Annotated in this window: 21 protein-coding genes; 9 read left to right on the top strand and 12 right to left on the bottom strand. The window is 39.8% G+C overall.

Annotated elements, in window-relative coordinates:
* Positions 1-129 precede the first annotated feature (129 nt).
* The gene (locus tag IEE83_RS06160) at positions 130-489 is read left to right on the top strand and encodes a cupin domain-containing protein (protein ID WP_194119739.1); all 360 of its coding nucleotides are present in this window, start codon (positions 130-132) and stop codon (positions 487-489) included.
* Between the two features lie 53 nt (positions 490-542).
* Here the strand turns inward: IEE83_RS06160 and IEE83_RS06155 are convergent, their stop codons facing one another.
* The 6 genes from IEE83_RS06155 to IEE83_RS06130 all read right to left on the bottom strand — a co-directional run bounded on the left by IEE83_RS06155 (position 543) and on the right by IEE83_RS06130 (position 6,177).
* Positions 543-1,403, bottom strand: a complete 861-nt coding sequence (locus IEE83_RS06155; protein WP_228101694.1) for a hypothetical protein — start codon at positions 1,401-1,403, stop codon at positions 543-545.
* A 116-nt stretch (positions 1,404-1,519) separates the two neighbouring features.
* On the bottom strand, positions 1,520-2,206 hold the full coding sequence (locus IEE83_RS06150; protein WP_194119738.1) for a pseudouridine synthase: 687 nt from the start codon (positions 2,204-2,206) through the stop codon (positions 1,520-1,522).
* A gap of 51 nt (positions 2,207-2,257) precedes the next feature.
* Entirely contained in the window at positions 2,258-2,989 is a 732-nt protein-coding gene (locus IEE83_RS06145) for a class I SAM-dependent methyltransferase (protein ID WP_194119737.1), read from the bottom strand.
* Between the two features lie 99 nt (positions 2,990-3,088).
* Complete coding sequence (locus IEE83_RS06140; protein ID WP_228101693.1) at positions 3,089-3,811, bottom strand: DUF1361 domain-containing protein; 723 nt, start codon at positions 3,809-3,811, stop codon at positions 3,089-3,091.
* A 182-nt stretch (positions 3,812-3,993) separates the two neighbouring features.
* Complete coding sequence (locus IEE83_RS06135; protein ID WP_194119736.1) at positions 3,994-5,271, bottom strand: DEAD/DEAH box helicase; 1,278 nt, start codon at positions 5,269-5,271, stop codon at positions 3,994-3,996.
* A gap of 249 nt (positions 5,272-5,520) precedes the next feature.
* A complete protein-coding gene (locus IEE83_RS06130; RefSeq protein ID WP_194119735.1) occupies positions 5,521-6,177 on the bottom strand; it encodes a hypothetical protein in 657 nt (218 codons plus the stop codon).
* A gap of 203 nt (positions 6,178-6,380) precedes the next feature.
* Between IEE83_RS06130 and IEE83_RS06125 the strand changes: the two genes are divergently transcribed.
* Together IEE83_RS06125 and IEE83_RS06120 are read left to right on the top strand one after the other, a co-directional pair.
* Positions 6,381-6,656: an ArsR/SmtB family transcription factor gene (locus tag IEE83_RS06125; protein WP_194119734.1), complete on the top strand. Its 276-nt coding sequence runs from the start codon at positions 6,381-6,383 to the stop codon at positions 6,654-6,656.
* A 159-nt stretch (positions 6,657-6,815) separates the two neighbouring features.
* Positions 6,816-7,760: a D-2-hydroxyacid dehydrogenase family protein gene (locus IEE83_RS06120; protein WP_194119733.1), complete on the top strand. Its 945-nt coding sequence runs from the start codon at positions 6,816-6,818 to the stop codon at positions 7,758-7,760.
* A 43-nt stretch (positions 7,761-7,803) separates the two neighbouring features.
* Here the strand turns inward: IEE83_RS06120 and IEE83_RS06115 are convergent, their stop codons facing one another.
* Positions 7,804-8,208: a T9SS type A sorting domain-containing protein gene (locus IEE83_RS06115; RefSeq protein ID WP_194119732.1), complete on the bottom strand. Its 405-nt coding sequence runs from the start codon at positions 8,206-8,208 to the stop codon at positions 7,804-7,806.
* A gap of 418 nt (positions 8,209-8,626) precedes the next feature.
* On the opposite strand from IEE83_RS06115, the gene IEE83_RS06110 reads away from it, so the two are divergent.
* Positions 8,627-9,763 carry an acyl-CoA dehydrogenase family protein gene (locus IEE83_RS06110; protein ID WP_194119731.1) on the top strand — a complete coding sequence of 379 codons (1,137 nt, stop codon included), beginning with the start codon at positions 8,627-8,629 and terminating at the stop codon, positions 9,761-9,763.
* Between the two features lie 3 nt (positions 9,764-9,766).
* Here IEE83_RS06110 and IEE83_RS06105 read toward each other — a convergent pair whose 3' ends face one another.
* A complete protein-coding gene (locus IEE83_RS06105; protein ID WP_194119730.1) occupies positions 9,767-11,179 on the bottom strand; it encodes a glycoside hydrolase 5 family protein in 1,413 nt (470 codons plus the stop codon).
* Between the two features lie 84 nt (positions 11,180-11,263).
* On the opposite strand from IEE83_RS06105, the gene IEE83_RS06100 reads away from it, so the two are divergent.
* Complete coding sequence (locus IEE83_RS06100) at positions 11,264-11,812, top strand: ankyrin repeat domain-containing protein (RefSeq protein ID WP_310588571.1); 549 nt, start codon at positions 11,264-11,266, stop codon at positions 11,810-11,812.
* A 183-nt stretch (positions 11,813-11,995) separates the two neighbouring features.
* On the opposite strand, the gene IEE83_RS06095 is transcribed toward IEE83_RS06100, so the two are convergent.
* A complete protein-coding gene (locus IEE83_RS06095) occupies positions 11,996-12,253 on the bottom strand; it encodes a hypothetical protein (protein WP_194119728.1) in 258 nt (85 codons plus the stop codon).
* Positions 12,254-12,539: 286 nt separating this feature from the next.
* Between IEE83_RS06095 and IEE83_RS06090 the strand changes: the two genes are divergently transcribed.
* Complete coding sequence (locus IEE83_RS06090; RefSeq protein WP_194119727.1) at positions 12,540-14,108, top strand: carbohydrate-binding domain-containing protein; 1,569 nt, start codon at positions 12,540-12,542, stop codon at positions 14,106-14,108.
* A 75-nt stretch (positions 14,109-14,183) separates the two neighbouring features.
* On the opposite strand, the gene IEE83_RS06085 is transcribed toward IEE83_RS06090, so the two are convergent.
* Entirely contained in the window at positions 14,184-15,080 is an 897-nt protein-coding gene (locus tag IEE83_RS06085) for a LysR family transcriptional regulator (protein ID WP_194119726.1), read from the bottom strand.
* Positions 15,081-15,272: 192 nt separating this feature from the next.
* Here IEE83_RS06085 and IEE83_RS06080 point away from each other — a divergent pair, with 192 nt between their 5' ends.
* The 3 genes from IEE83_RS06080 to IEE83_RS06070 all read left to right on the top strand — a co-directional run bounded on the left by IEE83_RS06080 (position 15,273) and on the right by IEE83_RS06070 (position 17,705).
* Positions 15,273-16,274, top strand: coding sequence for an aldo/keto reductase (locus tag IEE83_RS06080; protein ID WP_194119725.1), 1,002 nt, complete (start codon positions 15,273-15,275; stop codon positions 16,272-16,274).
* A 14-nt stretch (positions 16,275-16,288) separates the two neighbouring features.
* Positions 16,289-17,224, top strand: coding sequence for an NAD-dependent epimerase/dehydratase family protein (locus IEE83_RS06075; RefSeq protein ID WP_194119724.1), 936 nt, complete (start codon positions 16,289-16,291; stop codon positions 17,222-17,224).
* A 178-nt stretch (positions 17,225-17,402) separates the two neighbouring features.
* Positions 17,403-17,705, top strand: coding sequence for a hypothetical protein (locus IEE83_RS06070; RefSeq protein WP_194119723.1), 303 nt, complete (start codon positions 17,403-17,405; stop codon positions 17,703-17,705).
* A gap of 299 nt (positions 17,706-18,004) precedes the next feature.
* Here the strand turns inward: IEE83_RS06070 and IEE83_RS06065 are convergent, their stop codons facing one another.
* Both IEE83_RS06065 and IEE83_RS06060 read right to left on the bottom strand, forming a co-directional pair.
* The gene (locus IEE83_RS06065) at positions 18,005-19,159 is read right to left on the bottom strand and encodes an acyltransferase family protein (protein WP_194119722.1); all 1,155 of its coding nucleotides are present in this window, start codon (positions 19,157-19,159) and stop codon (positions 18,005-18,007) included.
* A gap of 4 nt (positions 19,160-19,163) precedes the next feature.
* Positions 19,164-21,416 (bottom strand): alpha-N-acetylglucosaminidase, encoded by a 2,253-nt coding sequence (locus IEE83_RS06060; protein WP_194119721.1) that lies wholly within the window; start codon positions 21,414-21,416, stop codon positions 19,164-19,166.
* Between the last annotated feature and the right edge of the window lie 2 nt (positions 21,417-21,418).

The following is a 21,418-nucleotide window of genomic DNA, read 5'->3' as shown; positions in this document are numbered from 1 at the left end:
GGTCATAGGCAGGTGTGTTATGAAATTAAAAAATCGATTAAACCAATCAGCATATACGCAGTTGACACGTTTTTTGCCTAACTTTTAGAATGCTAAAATTGATTATTAAAAAAACCCATATAAAATTGCATGAAAGCTTACAGGCTATTTACGACAACTGACGGAGCCTCTGCTTTTCAGAAAGGTCAGGTAAAAAACTGGAACCAGGTTCAGGCCGAATATTTTTTCTTTCAGGAAGATCCACCAGAAAGACGTGGTTTTGACTGGCATCCCGCACCTAGGGCACAGTATGTAATTACGCTTCGCGGAACAATAGAATTCACAGTTTCAAATGGTACTTCTTTCATCATGAAACCTGGTGATGTGCTGATTGCTCAGGATATGGCCAGCACGGGACATAAGTGGCGTATGCTTGGTGAAGACAGCTGGGCAAGAACTTACATTGTGCTCAAAGATGGAGAAAATGACGGTTTTGAGCCAGAAGCATAAACGTAAATAGCCGCCAGGAATGGCGGCTATTTGTACAAATCCTGTTCGAAAAATCATTCCGGAGCGGCTGCTGTTGTTTTTTGAATAATCGGCCAGACACCAGGAGTTGGAACGCTGACACCTTTTGTCAGACCTCTTGTGGCATTATCTGGTCCGAAATAATACATTGGCCAGCCTTTGTATGTCATCTGTTTTTTACCAAAAACATCAATGGTAGAAAAAAGCGTTTTATCCAGCGCGGAAGGAACATCTTTCCAGTCGGTAACCCAGATAGGCCAGGTCGCGTCGTTGCTGAAATCTGATTTTGTGTAATTGTTTTTGTTCTTTTTGTCTTTTGCAAAAGCATACAAAGTACGACCCGTTGCATCTACAAAATACTGCGTGTCACCTGTTCCCTCTTTCGAATCAGCGGTGTAATTTTTACCATCATTTCCAACAAGCTGCGTGTTTGCCAGCATAATGGAATAAGATTTTTTGGCCACAATCCAGACATTTCCCACATTTTCTCCTTTAACATCGCCTGCGGCAGCATCCGGAGCATAGTAGTACAACGGCCAGCCTTTGAAAGTCGTCTGCGTTTTTCCATCGGCTCTTGTAATCGAACCAAAATCAGAGGCTACTAGTCCGGTATCCAGTTTCGGAGTAGCGGCGGCAGAAAATATCGGCCACACATCAAGACAGCCACCGGTACATGCCGAAGTTCCATTCACATCTTTTGTGAAAAAGTACAGCGTTTTGCCTTTCTGATCCACAAGTACATTTCCATACAAGGCTGTTGATTTTTGAGCAACATCAAAGGTCGGAACTGGCGGAACAACTACCGGAGCATCGTCGTCATCGGAACTGCATGACCAACCTGCCACTGCCAGACATCCCATCATTACAACAGAACGAATTAAACTTTTAGCTTTCATATAAAATTTGTTAGGGGTAAGTATTGGTTTTGTAGCCAATACGGGCAGATCTTCTGTCAGGTTGCGTGACTTTAAAAAGAAGATCTATAATTTTCTCCCGGCACAAATTTGAAAGCCTATGAAATCAGGAATTTAAGCGCATTCAGCATTCTTTTAAATTCTGGCTGATAATCAGCAGAAATGGTTATAATATTCTCAGTATCAGGATGTGAAAATTTTATTTCCCGCGCGTGCAAAAGCATGGAATCCATTTCAAAATGTTCCTTGAAAAATTTGTTCTGTTTGTTGCAGCCATGCGGCCTGTCGCCGATGATCGGATGAAAAATATGCGCCATGTGTTTTCTCAATTGATGCATTCTGCCGGTAGTCGGATGCAGATCTACAAGCGAATATCTGCTGGTTGGATGTTTTCCAAAAGGCAAATCCAGCTCAGTTTTCTGTAAGGTTTCAAAAGCAGTAAATGCATCCTGAACTACGCCGTCATCACGTTTCAGGGGATAGTCAATTTCCAGATAATCGGGTGTAAATCCCCTAACAATAGCACTATAATGTTTTTCAACTTTTCCATCCTGAAACTGCATTTGCATCAGGCTGTTCATCCGGTCATTCAGGGCAAAAAGAAGGACTCCGGACGTTTTACGATCCAGTCTGTGAACAGGATAAACTTTCTGTCCAATCTGATCACGAAGGATTTGTACAGCAAATTCAGATGTATCCGCAGCTATGAAAGAGCGATGGACAAGAAGTCCATGGGGTTTATTGATCGCTATTAGGTCTGCGTCCCTGTAAATAATTTCCAGCACCGGAACAGGTGTCGGAACGGATAAAATGAGATCGTCTATGACAAAAAAATATTAAAAAATGGAAAGATCCTTGTCCGTTTTTGATGTCAAAACTACATATGCATTTGGCTTAATACCAAGAAGATAAGGGAACATTTTCAGAAAAAACATTTTCAGTTTTACAATATAAAAACCTGTCTTGTTATTTTCATAAAGCGGCTTTAAAACATCATCCTGAAAAAGATAACATTTGTCTTTTACGATCTCGAAGTTTTCGGACAACAAAAGAAAACGAAAAAGACCTGGAGTATAAATATTGATATGCCCGTAAGCCAGAAAATGTTTTATTTTTTTATCAACGTAAAACGAAAAATCGATCGGCACTTCAAAAATCTGGTTTTTGGAAACCCTTTTTATTTCACGAAGCAATATTCTTTCGTGCTCAACATGCTCCATCACGTGTGAGCATATCACCAGGTCAAAGTGATTATCAGGATAAGGAATTTTGTATCCGTCAAAAAGAAGAACATCTTTTAAATGCTCAATATTTTTTGACTTGATCATTTCAATACCACTTTCAGAAATTTCTACACAATTCAGATTCTTGGAAAAATCCCATTTCGATAACCAGTAAAGAATGCTTCCCTCTCCCGCTCCTACTTCCAGAACGTTTTCAAATTTTATGTTTTTGGCTAGTTCGATGATATTCTGCGCCTTGTATTTGGCACCCATCGTTCGCCAGGCAACCGATTTTTCGTCGTACTGGGAAGAATAAGAATCTTTTACTTTTTCTGATACATTCATTCTGAAAATGTCTTATGATATCGCTGGAATCAAAGGGTATTTATTCTGCAAAGTAAATCATAATTGTTTCAATATAATCAAAACAATGACATCACTTTCTCAGCTATCTTTCTTGTTGTACCGCACCCTGAACCTGATAATTGCCCAAAGAACCAGATAAAGCATACCCAAAAGCAGACCAATTTCAAGACTGATCACAAGTGCTGTTCTATCGAGCATACTTTTCAGCAAATTGTCGAGAATAACACGCGGATCGTGAATAATGTCCCAGCTGTTCATACGCCTCACGCGGCCAAGATAAACACCGAACCCTGCCAGAGGTAAGCTTGCCAGAAGAAAAGTAGTACTTACAGATTTTCTGAAAACCCTGCGCCACGTCTGATGTATCCAGTACAGCGAAACAAGACCATTAAAAAGGCTCACCTCGGCGTAACAAAATAACATAATGGTATCATGCCAGGTCAGATCACGCGTTAAGTCGATACTCAAATGCGAAATATCGGTGATCATGTAAGGCGCATTGGGAAAAAATGCAAGCCAGAAAAGACTGGAAAGAACGACTAAAAAGTGAAGATGCCCAAACCGTCTGGTAACATTATTGATAAAAAATGCAGTCATTAAAGGTATCCAGCTCAGAAAAAGATTCCAGTCCATGGAAAAGTCAACCGGAGCATTAAAAAGGATACGAACAAGGTGAAAAAAGACCGCCAAGAGACTTAAAACCAACAGTAAGAGCAGTGGATAAAGTCCCTCCATTGAAATAATAGGAGGATCTGCTATACTAAAACGATAATTTTTCCACCATTGAAGGATACGTTCCAAGTGTATTTAATTTAAGTTTTTCATAACGTCTACAAACAGCCTGAATTAGCCGGAGTGTAAGAAAAAAATTAAAAAAATTATACCGTCAGAAATTTCAATGACCTATAAACCGTACTATTTTTTCAAGATTTCATCCTTAAAATCTGTCTATTTCCTGTTTAATAAACGCAAGATAAGGCTGATTACGTTTGCAAAGGACTTTTTTTGTCATTCTTTTGCTTCGGTCTTCTGCTTTTTGATGCGCCTCCCTGATTCTTACGGGTTCCCTGAGAACTTTTGTTCCGGGGAGCTGAATTACGAAATTTAGCCGGATCGAACTTGGGTGCTTCACCCAATCCGAGCTCTTCTGTCACCGATTGTTTATCTACTTCTTTCTCAAAAAGCTTCTCGATCTTCAAAACATATTTCTGATCGTGCTCATTGATAAACGTAATAGCAGTTCCCTTTGATTCTGCACGGGCTGTACGGCCGATACGATGAACGTAGTCTTCCGGATCGCGCGGCACATCATAGTTTACCACGTGGCTTAAATTGTCGATATCGATTCCTCGTGACAATACGTCCGTTGCAACCAACACCGGAAAAGTCCTATTTTTAAAATCACGCAATACAATTTCTCTGTCTGCCTGATCTGAGTCCGAGGAAATTCCGCGTGCCTCCAAACCGAGTTTTCTCAATGCACGTACAATAGGCTCGACGGTGGATTTTCTGGAAGTAAACAAAACCATACTGGTATTTTGCACTTGCGAAAGCAAATGAGCCAGCAAAGGCAATTTTTGTTCATCCGTTGTCATATAAAATTGCTGGTCAATTCGCTCGGCTGGTCTTGAAACTGCCAGACGAACTTCCTCCGGTTTTTGAAGAATCCTTTTTGCCAGTTCTCCGATTTTTGGAGGCATGGTTGCCGAAAACATCAAAGTCTGACGTTTCGCAGGCAAAAAGCTCATAATTTTAAGAATATCACTTAAAAAACCCATGTCCAGCATTCTGTCTGCCTCATCCAATACCAAATGTCGGATAGACCCAAAACTTACATAACCGAGCTGCAAATGGGCAATTAACCGGCCCGGTGTAGCAATGATAATATCGGCTCCCTGCGTTAAAGCACGTTTTTGCTGATCCCATTCCGGACCTTTATTACCGCCATAAACAGCAATACTTGTGGCACCGACAAAATAACCAAGACCCTGAATCTGCTGGTCAATTTGCTGGGCCAGTTCACGTGTTGGTACCAAAACAAGCGCTCCAATTTGTCCCATCGGGCTCGTCGCAATTTTATCAAGTATAGGAATAAGATAAGCTGCCGTTTTTCCGGTACCTGTTTGAGCACATGCCAGAAGATCTTTTCCTGCTAAAATATAAGGGATGGCCTGCTCCTGAATCGGGGTAGCCTGTTGGTAATTCATAGAATCCACGGCGTTAAGTACGTCTTCGTGGAGTTCAAATTCGTTGAAATTCAAAATTCAGCTTTTTAAGCCAAAACCTTCAAGTTTTTACTGCTTGTTCGGTTTTAACAGTTGTATAAAATATGAAGCTGACTTTTAATTTCGCTAGTCAGCAAACCGCTTGATTATAAACAAAGATACTCAATAAAGTTGTAAAAATGACAATTGCAGCAACTGACTGAAAATCAGATAAATTACCTGAAATTTTATAATTCTTCTTTTTCAACACTGTTAAATAGAGGGCTTTGACTTGTAAGACTGACGCTAATTTTCTAAATGTTTTTTCTTTATAAAGGCAAGAAACCAGGCTCCCCAAAGAATAGCCAATGCACCAAAACCTGAAAGTGCCGATCGTTGTACATCATGATGCAATGCGGCGGCACGAATCAGCATTCCAAAAAATATAACGGTGCTAACAACCAGTATGTTCAATGCCCATTTACTCTCAAAAGGTGACGGTTTTCTGGTGATAGGCACACTGCTGGTCTTACCATATTCAATAAGTACTTTTTCCAGCTCGTTACAAAAAGCATAAAACAAATCTGATTTGCAGAAATGATCATTCGCAAAGATTTTAAGCTTAGGTTGGTTGCGCAAATTCAATACCAGCCTCGTTCCATTTCCATATTGTACTTCAAAAGTTTTTATTTTCTCAAAAGGAATAATATGTTCAACGCCATCAAGATTCATTTCCAGGACATTTTCCTTGATTGAAGCCTCTCCTCTTTTTTTATACATATCGATACAAAAAATCATCGAAAATATTGGAATACAAAGTGGCAGCACAACTTTAAGAGGTATGCCAAAAATTGAACCAAGATCAGGAAGCTTGGTTGAAATTAGCAGCCCCAATAAAAAACTCGATAAAAAGATAGTAACCAGTGTTTTATTGATGGTGTACTCAAATCGAAAGTTTTTCATTTTTCATAAGCTGGAAATGGGATAAAACCGATCATAAAGACAAATAATTAAATATAAATCAATAACCATCAATGCAGGAAATTATTTTAGGTATCCAACTAATTTGAAAATTCCTTGAAACCAACAGAACAGGCTCACCCTGAAATAATACTTAAATTTATTAAATCACCCCAAATCGATATATTTGCAAAAATTAAAAGACCATGGACTTAAAAAAAATAGAACGAATTTCAAAAGCGTTGGGCGATCCTTACCGTTTGAAAATCATGGAGGCGATTAACAAGGAACAGACATGGCTGCAATGCTCAACGATACTTGAAATGTTTAATTTGGCTCAATCAACCGTTTCCCATCACCTGAAGCAATTATCTGATGCCGATCTTTTGATTACAGAAAAAGACGGCCGTAACACAAAATATATAGTGAATAAGGATGTTTTCAGTTCTTATATCGATTACCTGAATTCTTTCAAGGAATAAATGGTCAGCAGCGAATTATTTGCCAGCCAGCTGAATTTTCAAATTATTTTCAAAAGAGACAAGATACTTAAAAGTATTTTGTCTCTTTTTTTGTTGCAACTACATTACCCTCTTATAACGGGAAGCGATTGAATTATCATTTTCACATTTTACAACAAAATGGATAAAATAAAAATTGCGGTTCTGGACGACTATCAGAACGCTGCTTTACAAATGGCAGATTGGACGGCCCTTGAAAAAGTTTCTGAAATAACTGTTTTCAACAATCATTTATTTGGACAGGAGGAAATTGTTCAACGTTTAAAACCTTTTGATGTGATTTGCCTGATGCGGGAAAGAACGCCCGTCAGCCGTGAATTACTTTCGAAACTTCCGAATCTTAAACTTATCGTTTCAACAGGTTTCCGAAATGCTTCTATTGATTCCTCTGCGGTTAATGAGCTTGGTATCCAGCTGGAAAATACAGGATATATTGGCAGCGGCGCACCAGAATTAACCTGGGCATTGCTCATGGCCATAGCCCGGAAAATCCCACAGGAAAATGCTTCCGTAAAAAATGGAGGCTGGCAAAACACAATCGGTACCGATTTAAAAGGCAAAACAATTGGAATCATTGGACTGGGAAATATTGGAGACAAAATTGCGTCCATAGCACATGTTTTTGACATGAACGTAATTGCCTGGAGTGAAAATCTGACCGAAGAAAAAGCCGAAGCAAATGGCGCAAAATTAGTTTCAAAGGCATATCTTTTTCAAAACGCTGATTTTGTAACCGTGCATCTTGTGTTGAGTGAACGGTCAAAAGGAATAATCGGCGCCGCAGATCTTGCCCTGATGAAACCATCTGCATATCTGATTAACACCTCTCGTGGACCGCTTATTGATGAAAATGCACTGATTGATGCATTGAAACAAAACAAAATTGCGGGAGCTGCGCTTGATGTTTTTGAAACAGAACCGCTGCCGGCAGACCATCCTTTCCGGACGCTAGATAATGTACTCGCCACTCCGCATATTGGTTATGTTACAGAAGACACTTATAAATTATTTTTTGAGGACACAGTAAAAATTATTGAGAACTGGATTGCGAAAAAAAATAGTTAAAAAAGAAATCCCGCATTTTACCGATGCGGGATTTCTTTTTATTTTAAAGCAGCGAAACCAGTTTTTCAGAGGCGCTCTGAATCTTGATTTCCTTAATCAAGGTTTGTTTTTTGCTATACAATTCGAAGTAGTAAACACCGTCGCCCAAATCATTCATGTCAAATTGTCTGCGATATTTCGAACCTTTATCATCATTTGTTTCGGTATAATAAATTTTCCCGTCTTTTCCGGTAAGCAGTATCCGCAATCTGGCATCCGTGTTTTTATCAACAACAAGCTTCACTTTATTCGTATTTGGCACTTTGAACAAATAAGCATCAAAAGCTTTTTTTGACGTTTCTTCTTTTTGGGGATTTTCCTTTTTATCGGAAGTCTCGGAAGTAAACGAACTTAGAGACAGGGCCAGCGCAAGTACACATGGCAGGATTAAAGTGTTTGAAATTTTCATGGCTATGTAATTTATGGTTAAACAATGTTTTTACATCATTACACCTATGTAGAAAAAGGTCATACCAAATTTAATTTGCCATCAACACCAAGCCCTAAAATAAATGTAACTAACTAACAGCAAGTGACTTATAAACAAAAAAGTCAATTTCTATACAAATTTTAAATGTTCATATTCGAACATTTTTTATTAAAACTGTGCGTTTCCATCCAAAATAATCCGGTCCAAAATTTAGGAATATTCTTGAACGCTTAACCTTGTCAGAATCTTTCTTTTTGTTGAAAACCAAAAGAATTTCAAATGTTGATTTTCACGGGTACAATATTGGTATCAAACTTAACCGGCATTGAAAAATGCCCGACAATTAAATTTTGCCAATCAAAAAGACCAGACAATTACTTCAATCAACCGGCTATTAATGGATCATTTATTCTCATCTCAGTTATACCAAAAAATAGCTCAAAATGCGGCGCATATTGATCACGAAGGTTGCTTTCCCGAGCAGGAGTTTAAATTAATAGCAGAAGCGGGTTTGCTTGAAATCGTACTTCCCAGCCATTCACTGGATTTTAGTCAACGGAAAAATCATGGACTGTTAATGCTTTTAAAGGCAATCGGCAAGGCAAGTCTGCCCGTTGGCAGAATTTACGAGGGACATATCAACGCGCTTTATCTGATTTATTTATTTGGTAAAACAGAACAAAAACAAAGGTGGTTTGCCGATGTGATCCTGGGAAAAAAAATGTTCAGCGTCTGGAATACACAGGATATGGAAGGGGTTCGGATTTATGATCTTGGAAATGGCAAGTACAGATTGCAGGGCTGTAAAACTTTTTGTTCTGGCGCTTCAAGGATAGCCAGGCCGCTTGTAACCGGTGAATTGGTTTCGGCGAGGAAAAAAGGCTGGCAAATGGTTATTATCCCAACCGAAAAAGTAAAAGAAATCAAGATGGACAACAGTTTCTGGAAACCGCTCGGAATGAGGGCTTCTGCCAGTTTCAGAATGGATTTTTCAGGAATTGAAATCAGTGAAAACGATTTGCTTGGTTTACCGGATGCCTATTATCAACAACCGCATTTCAGCGGCGGAGCACTTCGTTTTGCGGCTGTGCAGCTTGGAGGTGCAGAGGCTTTACTGGACGAAACGCACAAGTTTCTAAGAGGATTAAAACGTACTGATGATCCTTTTCAGCGCGCACGCATCGCGGAAATCGCCTATCTGACGGAAACCGGAAACCTATGGATTAAACAGGCAGGGCTAAAAACTGATGATTCAACAGAAAACCCTGAGGCAATAGCGCAGTTACTAGCCTACGTTAATATGACCAGGACTATGGTAGAAGAAATCTGTCTTCGCAGTATGCAGCTTGCAGAACGTTCTGTTGGCGCACGCGGACTAATGCGGCCCAATCCGATGGAACGTATTCATAGGGATCTCACAACTTATCTCAGACAACCCGCGCCTGATGCAACGCTCACGGCTATTGGTGAATATGTGTTAAAGCAGGAAAGTACGACCGGGATCTGGGACAGTTTGTCAAAAAAAAGCTCTTAAATATCAGGTGATTTTCAAAATGGCAAGAGCAACGTTATTTACGTTCAATGTGAGTCTGACCTCCATATGCCCTGATTTTTCAATTTGAAACATGTCAATCTCTCCTGAAAGCGTATCCCAAACGTGAATTTTATATAATCCATCTTCCAGGCCGGGAATCTGAATGGTAAGAGAAACTTTCTTCGGATTGGGCTGTACAATTTTATTTCTTCCTGTTTTTTCCTTCTTCAAAAGCCAGACGATCCCCTGTGTATGATCACCACATCCAAAAACTTCAAAATGTGAATCAGAAATTTCAATCTCCGAATTTAAATTTTCTCTTCTGAAAGTTTTCCAGTTTATCATTTTTATAAATTCTGCCATATTCCGCTGCGCACGCCGCATTCCGTGCGTAAGTACATGTGGTTGACGGTAAGGCCAGCGCATTCCGCCGCCCACTGCGCCCGACGACAAATGTGCCCACTGCATATGCAAAAAGTATTGATCATCAAATAATTCCGGCAGATTTCGTTTTCTTCGGTAATGATCAATCGGACCATGTTCGCTGTCAAAAAAAGGTCTTTCTGCCGGCAAATGTGCGAGTGCATCCCGAACCATTTCTCCGGTAGTAATTGCGGCGTATATGGCGTTTTTAGGATTGTTAATTGTACCTGTTTCGTAAAAATGAGTACTGGCAAAGTCAAGTTCAGGATGCCTGAAAATCAGGTCTTTCATTTGATAACGCTCAATTAACGGCGCAAAAACAGAGACAGTTTGTGGGTGTGTTTTGCCATAAAGCCGCTTTTCCAAAGTTCTGACATGAACACTGAGTTCTGTAATAAATTCATATAGACCATCCGTTTTCCCAAGCGCATGTGCAGGGTTGATTTCATTCCATAGATCCCATGCAAATAAAACCCCGCTGCTCCCCCACCTTTCCGTCACAAATGTTAGCCTGTTTTTGATCGCATCCAGCGTTTCTGGAGAAGTCAGCCATTGCGATTTTCTTTTACATGGACCTCCGTTGGCTGCGTTGTATGGATGCTGTTTCCAGCGCCTGTCCATCCAGAAAGTATCAAAAGGAGTAATTAAAATCCGAAGTTTATATTTTTCACACAATGCAAATAAATCATCCCAAAGCTGGATCATATTAGGTTGAAACCGACCTGCGGGACGTTCAAAATAACGGTTTTCTGTCTGACAATATTCCAGCATAACACGCAGACAATTCACTCCGTGAGCAGCCAGAAAGGCGAAATGACCTTCAACGGCTCTTATATTTTTTCTTTTGAATAAACCTTCCAGATCCGGCCAGGTAATCGCATCATTTTGTCCGATGGGCGTCCAGTCGCTGCCATTTTCATCCACGAAATATGGAGAATCCTGACTTAATCGAATCCAGGGCAACTTTTCACCTTCTTCATTTTCAATAATCATAAATTAAATTTTTCATTCCGGCGAATCTCCGTTTGAATTTGGAACGGTTTTTTCTAATGTGAGTAACTGTAAAAACACAGAAGGATATTAAATCTGCGTGCCATCAGGAGTAGAATAATTTCAAAAATATTAAAAAACGGATCGATAAATAATATGGAAAATCTCGACAATGTAATTATTCATGCGGCCCGTCTTGGGAATGTTGATGTTTTAAAAGAACTCGTTGCGCGTAATACGGACGTGAATGCAAGAGATGAAAAAGGGTATACGCCTTTGATCATAGCCTGTTACAACAACCAGTTTGAAGCGGCTAAATATCTCCTTGAATCAGGTGCCGATGTGAATGCTCAGGACTATGGTGGAAATACGGCCTTGATGGGCGTTTCATTTAAAGGTTATAAACATATCGCAGAACTTTTAATCCAAAACGGAGCCGACCTGGATCTGCAACATGGCAACGGGGGAACGGCATTGATGTTTGCCGCTATGTTTGGAAGAAACGAGCTTGTGAAATTGCTTATTGATAGCGGTGCAGATATTTCGATACTCGACACGCGCGGACTTTCCGTATTTGATCTGGCCGCTCAACAGGGAAATGAAGCTGCCATCGAAATTCTCGAACAAGTCAGATAAAACATTTGAAAAGACTCAGTGATTATCTCATTTTAAGGCTTTTATTACCCAACCTTAAAAAACTTGTCAAAACAGTTATTGGCAGTTATTTATTAAGATGAAAATTTTAAAAAAAAGAAAGACCATCCGGGAATAATTCCTGATGGTCTTTCTTTTTACATCCATTGAAAAAAGGATATCCAATTAATTTGATTTGTCATTTTTGTCATGGCCTTCCAGTTTTACAAGTTTGTTATAAACCCCTAAAAGAAGAAATGGTGACGCCCATTGACCTACAAAAAGCGCTGTGTGCTTGCGTCCCATGATTTTCAATGTCAATGATGCGCCGATAGCTACAAAAGAAGCCCACAAAAATATGTCTGACGGCAACTTTGCAGTTTGCTCTTCAATGGCTTTGGCTACTTTACCTTCTTCATGTTCCGGATTGAATTCGTTTTTCATAAAATGACCGTTTTGTTGATGAAATGATTTTTGTTAATTGTGAAGGTTCTTATAATAACTATTCCATCTGTTAAAGGAATTTCTTCATTCCCGATTTCCCACGCTTCCCTTCTCAAAATGAGAAATCTTTAAGTCTAAAAAACTTCCGGACAAATCTTCCATTCTATAAATCAGCAACACAATTCACTTTTCGCGCGTAAAGGTTTGTGATCAGGTATTTTTCAAACTGGTCAAATAATCACTTTTATCACACAACCCGGAATACTACTCAGACATCAATTATCTTATGAAAAAAGTAAAACATTCTCTATTAACATTTTGCAGTGCACGCAGGATTTTGCTCACTGCGGCCAGTTTTTTTCTGATCTTTTCAATTATTTCCTGTTCCAAAGGAGAGGAAGATATTACTACCGGAGGCAGTAACGAAACAGGCGGAACAATAAGTATTGATACTGTTTCCACAACCACCGCAGCCGCAGAGGGGAATACAGATGTTGCCTACAATGAAGATGATCTTATTGCAAATTCTACATTCTCATCGGTTGTCAAAATCGCGTTTGGAACTACGGTTGAAATCACAAATCCACTTTCTGCCGGCGGTGTTACTGTGACAGAAAGTAATGGCGACGTAATCGTGACATCCACAGTATCGGAAGTTGAATATGTTTTGTCCGGAACAACTACGAACGGATCTGTAAAAATTTACAGCGACAAAAAATTCAAATTGACCTTGAATGGCGTAAATATTACAAATTCTGACGGACCGGCGATTAACATCCAGTCGGGTAAAAGGGCGTTTGTCGTGTTAACAGATAATACCACAAATTCATTGACAGATGGTACAACTTACGCCACCAGTACCGAAGACATGAAGGGAACATTTTTTAGTGAAGGACAACTAATATTTTCCGGAAGCGGGAGCCTTGCCATCAAGGGAAACAATAAACATGGCATTTGCAGTGACGATTACGTCCGTATGATCAGCGGCGCGATAACAATTTCAAGCGCAAAATCAGACGGAATTCATACCAACGAAGCCTTTATTGCTGACGGAGGTTTAGTTACTGTGACTGCTTCCGGCGACGGTATTCAGGTTGAAGAAGGTTACATTGTGATCAACAATGGCACATTTAATGTTACCGCAGCCGACAAGGCAATTTCTGCTGCCTGGGACACTGACACCACCATTGACCCTTATATAGTGATCAACGGAGGAACAATTAATGTAAGTTCCACGGCGGGTGAAGGTATCGAAAGCAAGAGTATTTTAACAATAAACGGCGGATCGATCACAGCCAAAACTTACGACGACGGGCTTAATGCTACAACATTTATTTATATCAACGGAGGAAATCACTATATATACAGTACTTCAAACGACGCGATAGATTCCAATGGAAAACTAACCGTTACAGGAGGAAAAACAATTGCTGTCGGTGCCGCATCACCTGAGGAAGGTTTTGACTGCGACCAGAATACTTTCAAAGTTACCGGCGGTATTTTGGTTGGCGTAGCCGGGGCAACCAGCTCACCAACAGCCAGTGTCAGCACGCAGCCTTCTGTAATTTTGGGTGGCGGGACAAGCGGCCAGATTATTCATATTGAATCCAGCGATGCGGCAGAAGCATTAACCTTTCTGATCCCGAAAACCTACACGACGATGTTATTTTCAAGTCCAAAATTGAAGTCAAATGTAACTTACACTGTTTACACTGGCGGAAGTGTTGCTGACGGAACCGACTTCAACGGATTATATACCAGCGGCACTTACACAGCCGGAACACAATCAAGCACATTCACAACCAGCAGTATGGTAACAAAATCCGGAGGATCAACCGGTCCGGGCGGCAGATAGATAGTAGAATTTCGATTTTATAGCCATGTAGCTTTAAAAACTACATGGCTATTTTTATATGGAATATTCAAAGCATTAATTCATTACTTCACGAAATAGTTTTTTAATTACGTCTGTCTCGCTTGCATACATCGTTTTCTTTTTTGTACCAAAATACAACGTGTTTGTCAATTCCTTTTTGCCATTCCATAGAATTTTTACTAAACCACTTTCTACTTCTTTTTTACAAAGGAAATCCGGAATAATCGCCAGGCCTTTTCCACTGCTCAGGCAACGAACGATTGAATTCAAATTGGGCACAATGTAATTTGGTCTGAAATCCGGATATTTATTAAAATTCAGTTGCCAGAATCTTCTGAGATGTTCCATATCACCCGTAGTTCCATACCATTTCTGCTGTTTCAGCCACGCTTCCAAAATATCTAAATCCCCATCGGCTAAGAAGGCATTAAAAACGTGATCATCAATTTCACTTCCTCCCACCATCACAATCGTTTCTGAGGAAAATGCCTCATGATCAATTTCTGTGCTCGTGCCCTTTTGGGGCGTAATGATCAGATCCAGAATTCCTTTTTCCAGATTTTCCAGCATCTCGGGATACTGGCCAAACTGAATAATTACATTGAAGGGCAAACTTGAAATGTACTGTTCCAAAGTAATCTGAAAAGTTTCAAAACACATCCCTACACTGATCGTAGGCGTTTGTTTTTCTGTACTTTTCTGAAAATTCTTTTCCGCCTCTTCGAGCTTGATAAGTGGCTCAATAATAGCATTATAGAAAACTTTCCCTTTCTCAGTCGGAATCATTTTCCGGGCTGTCCTATCGAATAATTTATAACCGACATAACTTTCCAAAGAGCTCAAATGCAGGCTGACGCCGGGTTGAGAAATAAACAAAGTCTGGGCTGCTCCGGTTAGTGTCCCGGTGGAATATATCGCTTTAAATGTCCTGTACCACTCCAAATTAACCATAATGTCATCTATCAGTTAAATAATACCAACCTATAAAAGTACTTATTTTTATGATAATTCTTTTCACTGCAATTTTGTAAAACAATCAGGGAAACGGCAGGAGTATCTTTTATTCAAAAGCCAAAACTGATTCTTTTTATCCAACAAAAAACACTTTTCATTTCTATAATGGAATGATAAAAAAGTAAAAACATGGAATACAGAAAATTAGGGACAAGCGATTTAAACTTATCTGCCATCACATACGGAGCATTTGCCATTGGCGGTTCCATGTGGGGTGGAAATGAAAAACAGGATTCAATTGACGCCATTCATGCATCTCTGGATCATGGTGTAACCAGTATTGACACAGCTCCGTTTTACGGATTCGGACTTAGTGAAGAATTAATTGGCGAAGCAATAAAAGGTCGTGATCGCTCTAAAATACAGATCCTGACAAAATTCGGACTGGTTTGGGATAAGAGCAACAATGGAAAAGGTGAGCATTTTTTTGACGCGGCAGATGACCAGGGAAACACTATTCCGGTTTTTAAATTCGCGTCAAAAGAAAATATCATCAAAGAAATAGAAGAAAGTCTGAAACGTCTGGGAACGGATTATATTGATCTTTTACAAATTCACTGGCCGGATGCAACTACTCCTATTTCGGAAACGATGGAAGCCATGGAACTGCTGATCCAGCAAGGAAAAATTAAAGCGGCCGGTGTTTGTAATTATGATCTTTCACAAATGCAAACCGCCGCAGAAACAATCAAACTTGCTTCAAATCAGGTTTCATATAGTATGTTAAACAGAGGAATTGAAAATGAACTGGTTCCTTATTCGATAGCAAACGAAATTTCAATTATTGCGTACAGTCCGTTGGAGCGAGGATTGTTGACCGGCAAATATTTTAAAGATGCCAAACTGAAATCTGATGACCACCGTAACGGTTATTTTGGCCAATTTAATCCCGCGCGGGTTGAAGACTTTTTAAACAAGATCCAACCGATCGCAGATAGTAAAAATTCTACTCTAACGCAACTGGTTTTACGTTGGACTATGCTTCAACCAGGAATTACCGTTGTGCTCGCCGGATCCAGAAATGCAAAACAAGCCATTGAAAATGCAGCTGCAATCGATATTAATCTGACCAGCGAAGAGCTGAATTTTATCAATGAAAATCTTGCTTCAATCAATCATCAGTGGGTTTAATAAATCAAAAAATCATGACAATCAACAAAGTATTCATTACCGGCGCGACCGGTTATATCGGAGGATCAGTAGCAAATCTGTTACTTCAAAAAGGTTACCAGGTTTCTGCCTTGGTTAGAAAAGAATCTGATGCTGAAACATTACGTGCACTGGGAATTACCCCGATAATTGGCTCAATTCATAATATGCCTGTTCTCAGAAAGGCAACGGCAGATGCCGATGCTGTCATTCACACGGCTGATGCCGACGATTTTTTCTCCGTGATGACTTTTTTGGAAGAATTAAAAGGAACCGGAAAAACTTTTATTTTTACATCCGGTTCAAGTCTGGTTGGCGACAACTCAAAAGGGGAAAAAGGCAGTATTGTATATTCCGAAGATATTCCTGTACAACCCCGGCTTGAAAAACTTCATCGTGTGGCGATTAATGATCACATTTTGGCCTCAGCGAAAGATAATGTGCGAAGTATCGTGCTTGTTCCTACAATGGTTTATGGTAAAGGTCTTGGAATAAAGCCAGATAGCATTCAGGTTCCGATGCTGATCGATATCGCCAAAGAAAAACAGACAGGTGTTTACATTGAAAAGGGCCAAAATATCTGGAGTAATGTACACATTGAAGATTTAGCAGAATTGTATGTTCTTGCTTTGGAAAAGGCGCCGGCCGGTTCCTATTTCTATACAGAAAATGGAAATGCGTCTTTGAAAGAAATTGCAGTAAGCGTTAGCAAAATGCTGGGTTTTGAAGGAAAAACTGCATCGATCAGCCTGGATACTGCCATTGAAAAATGGGGACCGGATGCTTCGGCTTTTGGATTTGCTTCAAACAGCATCGTAAATTCTGATAAAGCAAGGAAATTATTAGGCTGGAATCCCAAACATTTCTCTATTCTGGAAGATATCGAAGGGGGATCTTATCATAAGATCCATGTTACAACACAGGAAATTTAATTATTCCGTTAAACTGACTTCAAACAATCTCCGTCACTTTTTTCTATCACAAGAAAGAGAGTGGCGGAGACACTATTTTCTTACTTCATTACAATTTTTTATTGAAAAATCACTTGACATTTTTGAGATTTATTTTTATACTTACTTATATTTCTCACAAAAAAACCAGACTCAAATTATGAAAAGTGCTCAAAAAACCCCTTCTGTTATCGGGTTCAACAATGAATCCTACATGCAATATCTTGCAAATCGTTACATCTACAACTCGACAGATCCAAAATGGGAATTGATCCGCTGGACCGGGATTTCTGAGATTTCAGAACAAACCTGGATTGAATTACACCACACAGCAAAACATGATGTGGAAAATGAGGGGGGCAGTTTAAAAGGTTATGAGTTTGTTGATAACGAACTTGTATCTCATGAATGGATCAATTCAGAATCGTGGCCCAGCAATTGGATGTGGGTCATTCAATCGTAAAAATTTTATTTGAAAGAACTCTGCTATTAAAACAAAATTCACCCCAAATAACGAGCCTGACTGGTCGTTATTTGGGATTTTTACTTTTCGGAAGTTTGATTACGTTTTTGGGGGAATTTTGTGATTTCAAATCAGTCATGCTTACGGCATTTTCGGAAAATTACTACGTCCTTTTCCGTGAAAAAAAATCCTGCTGTTACTATGCCGGTCTTGCCGATGGCATTGTGTAAAATCCAGGAATGTGAGCGTGCAATAAATTCCAGGCTATCTGTTTATGATGTCGATAAGCCTTCAAATATTCAGACTTTTAAGAAAAGCTTGTTCCGGTAGAGAAAATACAGGAATACGAGTTCTACAACTATAACTGAAATGGATTTTAACAAAAGATGAATCGGCTCCGCGGTACGATTTATTAACCCGCCAAAAATAAAATCCGCGGTATAGCCAAAATTCACGACACCCTCAACCGCCATATAAATCACAATGGAATTCATCCCGATCAGTAAAAACGGGAAAGTCCATTTTTTCCAGCCAAGCACATCAATAATGAGATAAAACAAAGCAAAAAAGGCGATGCTATACCCGCCGACAAATAATACGAACGAGCTGGTCCATAATCTTTTATTGATCGGAAATACTGAATCCCAGGCCAGGCCAAGTAAAATAAGGAGAGCTGCTGCCAGCAGTAGGAAATACACACTTTTCAAAGGATCATAGCGCTTTTCTTTAACGAAAGTGCCGGTAAATATTCCTAGCAAACCTGTCGCAACCGCAGGAATTGTAGATAAAATCCCTTCCGGGTCGTGCACTTTACTGTGCAGCCTTCCCGGCAATAAAAGCCTGTCAATATAAGATTCCAACGAACCTTCCATCGTCAGATTTCCGGCACCAAAACCGGGAACAGGGATTAATGTCATTGCAAGCCAGTAACCAATCAAAATAAAACAAAACCAGATAACCTGTTTCTTAAGGTTGCAGTTTAAATATATCAGTCCTGCAAAAAACCAGGCAATTCCAATTCTTCCCAAAACGCTGGCGAATCGCGTATTTTCATAACCGTTAAATTTGAAAAGTCCATTTACCACCAATCCGAGAAAAATTAGGATTGCCGTTCTTCTCAGCATATCCATATAAACTTTTCTTTTTACTTCGGAGGGAAGTTCAAAAGTATTTTTAACATTGGCGGTCATTACTTTTTTCCCAAAAGAAAATGGCATGGAAACACCTGAAATAAAAAGGAAGAGCGGGAAAATCATATCGTAAAAAGTACAGCCATTCCAAATCGTATGGTGCATTTGCGCCGAAATCCAGTTGAAAACGGGCCAGCCTGTCAATTCCGCCAGCGCATGAATGATGTGCTCGCCGCCAATGATCCAGAACATATCAAAACCACGTAAGGCATCAAGGGAAATTAAACGTTGAGATTCGTGATTTTTGTTGAGCAAATCGTCCATAGGGTCAATTAATCTTATAATCGTTTTGAATTTGCTCACGATATTTTGAGTGCAACTTCACTGCTGTTTTTAAGCTGTTCCCACTTTCCGTAATAGAAAAATCTTTCTGCTGATTCACCCAGTCCCACTCCCATTTTGAAATATTCTTTTCAAATAATTTGAAATCCGGAACCGATCCGTTTGTCAATGAAGAATCCAGTATTGTAAAGAATTTCTGCCAGCGAACTTTGTAAAAGTCGTTAAGCAAACCGCTCCACTGACGGTTCGAATATTCATGCAGCGGACTGTCGGCATCTCCCCAGAGTGTGATCAAATCTCTGGCATTTTGTTCATATAAAGCTTTTTCCTGATCGTTTGAACCCCATTTTCTGGCATCAGCAATCCACGGTCCCAATAAAAAATCTTTCCGGGTTGCCAATAGTACATCCATATCGGTGATCAGATCGACGAACTCTTTACTGTGTTTTTGAAATGCTTTTTTATCTTTTGCCTTAAACGCTGTCACCCATTTTTTCTGAATTACTAACGCATAATTCGCGAGTACCTGTCTGGAAACATCTGTCAAGTCATACCGGAAACCATCCGAATCCTGACCTTTTTTTGCAGCATGAATAAACAGATCCCAAGCTGGCAAAAGATCATGCGGAGCATAGTTTAACTTTGTTCTTGTCCACACAGTTGTGGAATCGAGCGTTGGTCTACCAGTAATAATAGATTCAGCTCCATCTCTAATTTCCTTACCATTGTAAACAGTTTGTCTGAGTATTTGCCAGGCATTTACAAGATCTGAATCTTCTTTTCCATACCTGTTTCGTGTATACTTTTTGAGCCAGTTGTCAAGTTGAATTGGCTCCGTTTGCCAGGTATGCTCCATCATCAATTCATAAATCACCGGGTTTTGCTCAATGGCCTCCATCGTAAGGCCAATTCCTTCCAATCTTTTTTTATTCGGATCTTTCCAGGCTGCGGACGGACCATTTGCAACACCTTCCATTCGGCCGAAAAGATTTACATTTCCACCGAAATTATTAAGCATATTCCAAATCCAGGGTTTTCCGTAAAATCCATCGGTACGTTTCCAAACCGGTTCAATTTCGGCCGCAAGATCCAGCAAAATCATTTTGTCGTCAGGAACTGCTTTTAATAATGCTTCAATCTGCGGTGCTTTCCAGAATTTTCTGTCACTATAAAAAAGCCAGCCCTGCATTACCCAAACCGCTTCCGGATCGGCCTGTCTCATTCCATCATAAATTCTTTCGCTTAATTTTGAAAGATATTCCGGATTATCTGTTGGCGGTTCATTTTCATTAAAAGTATCCGCTGAATAAAGGTGATCAGTGCCATACAAAGCTGTCTGTTTGGCTAAGAATTTCTTTCCAATCTCGGCAAAAAGCGGATCTTGCGAATCCAGAATATAGGTATCACCAAAACCGTTTGTCCAGTTGGTCGACTTCAAAACAGCTTTCGGAAATTTCTTTTTAAAGGCAGCCGGAACGTGGCCTGTAAATGCCGGCAAAACCGTTTTCATTCCTAATTCCCGTTCACGTTTTACGATTTGCTGTTGTAAAGTTTTATGGCTTTCCATCCATTTCTGCGGCAACGGACCGCCCCAACCGTCCAGATTTCCCATCCAGAACCAGCCAAAATAAGCCGGACCGCTGAAAAAATCTTTTAAGTCATTTGGTGTAAAACCCATCTCCTTGTACACCTCCAGCCAGGTATATTCCTCACCTGTGATAGCAAGCGGCATATTAATTCCATGCAGCGCCATCCAGTCAATTTCCTTTTGCCATCTTTCCCAATCCCACCAGCTCATACTATAATTGAAAGTGCAATAATTGAGATAATAACGGTAATTATAAACAGTCGCTTTTCTGATTTTGGAAGGCAAAACCGGCAGTTTTTCAGGCAGATTCAGATTGGTTCCGTTCCAGGTAATCTGGCAGTGTGCGTATTCCGTAAGGTAGTGATACAGCGCTGATCCTACGGCCACGCCACTTGTTCCGCGCAGAATTATTTTGTTATTTTTACTTTCAATTTCAAATTCATCCTTTCCCGATTTTGATGTTAACTCTTCTACTTCAAAATGAGAAGCATGGGAAGGAATTACTCTGCCGATCAGTGCTTTTCCGGTTATAGAGATAGTTTGGGAATGAGATAAATTAGGTAGAATCGAAAATAAGAAGCTTAGTAAAAAACACGGTAAAATACGATTCTTCCAAAGAAGAGTCTGATGACCTTTCAGAATGATTTTCATAT

Origin of the sequence: Dyadobacter subterraneus (assembly GCF_015221875.1) — a bacterium.
GTDB classification, from domain to species: Bacteria; Bacteroidota; Bacteroidia; order Cytophagales; family Spirosomataceae; genus Dyadobacter; species Dyadobacter subterraneus.
This window is presented reverse-complemented; position numbering and strand designations above follow the sequence as displayed.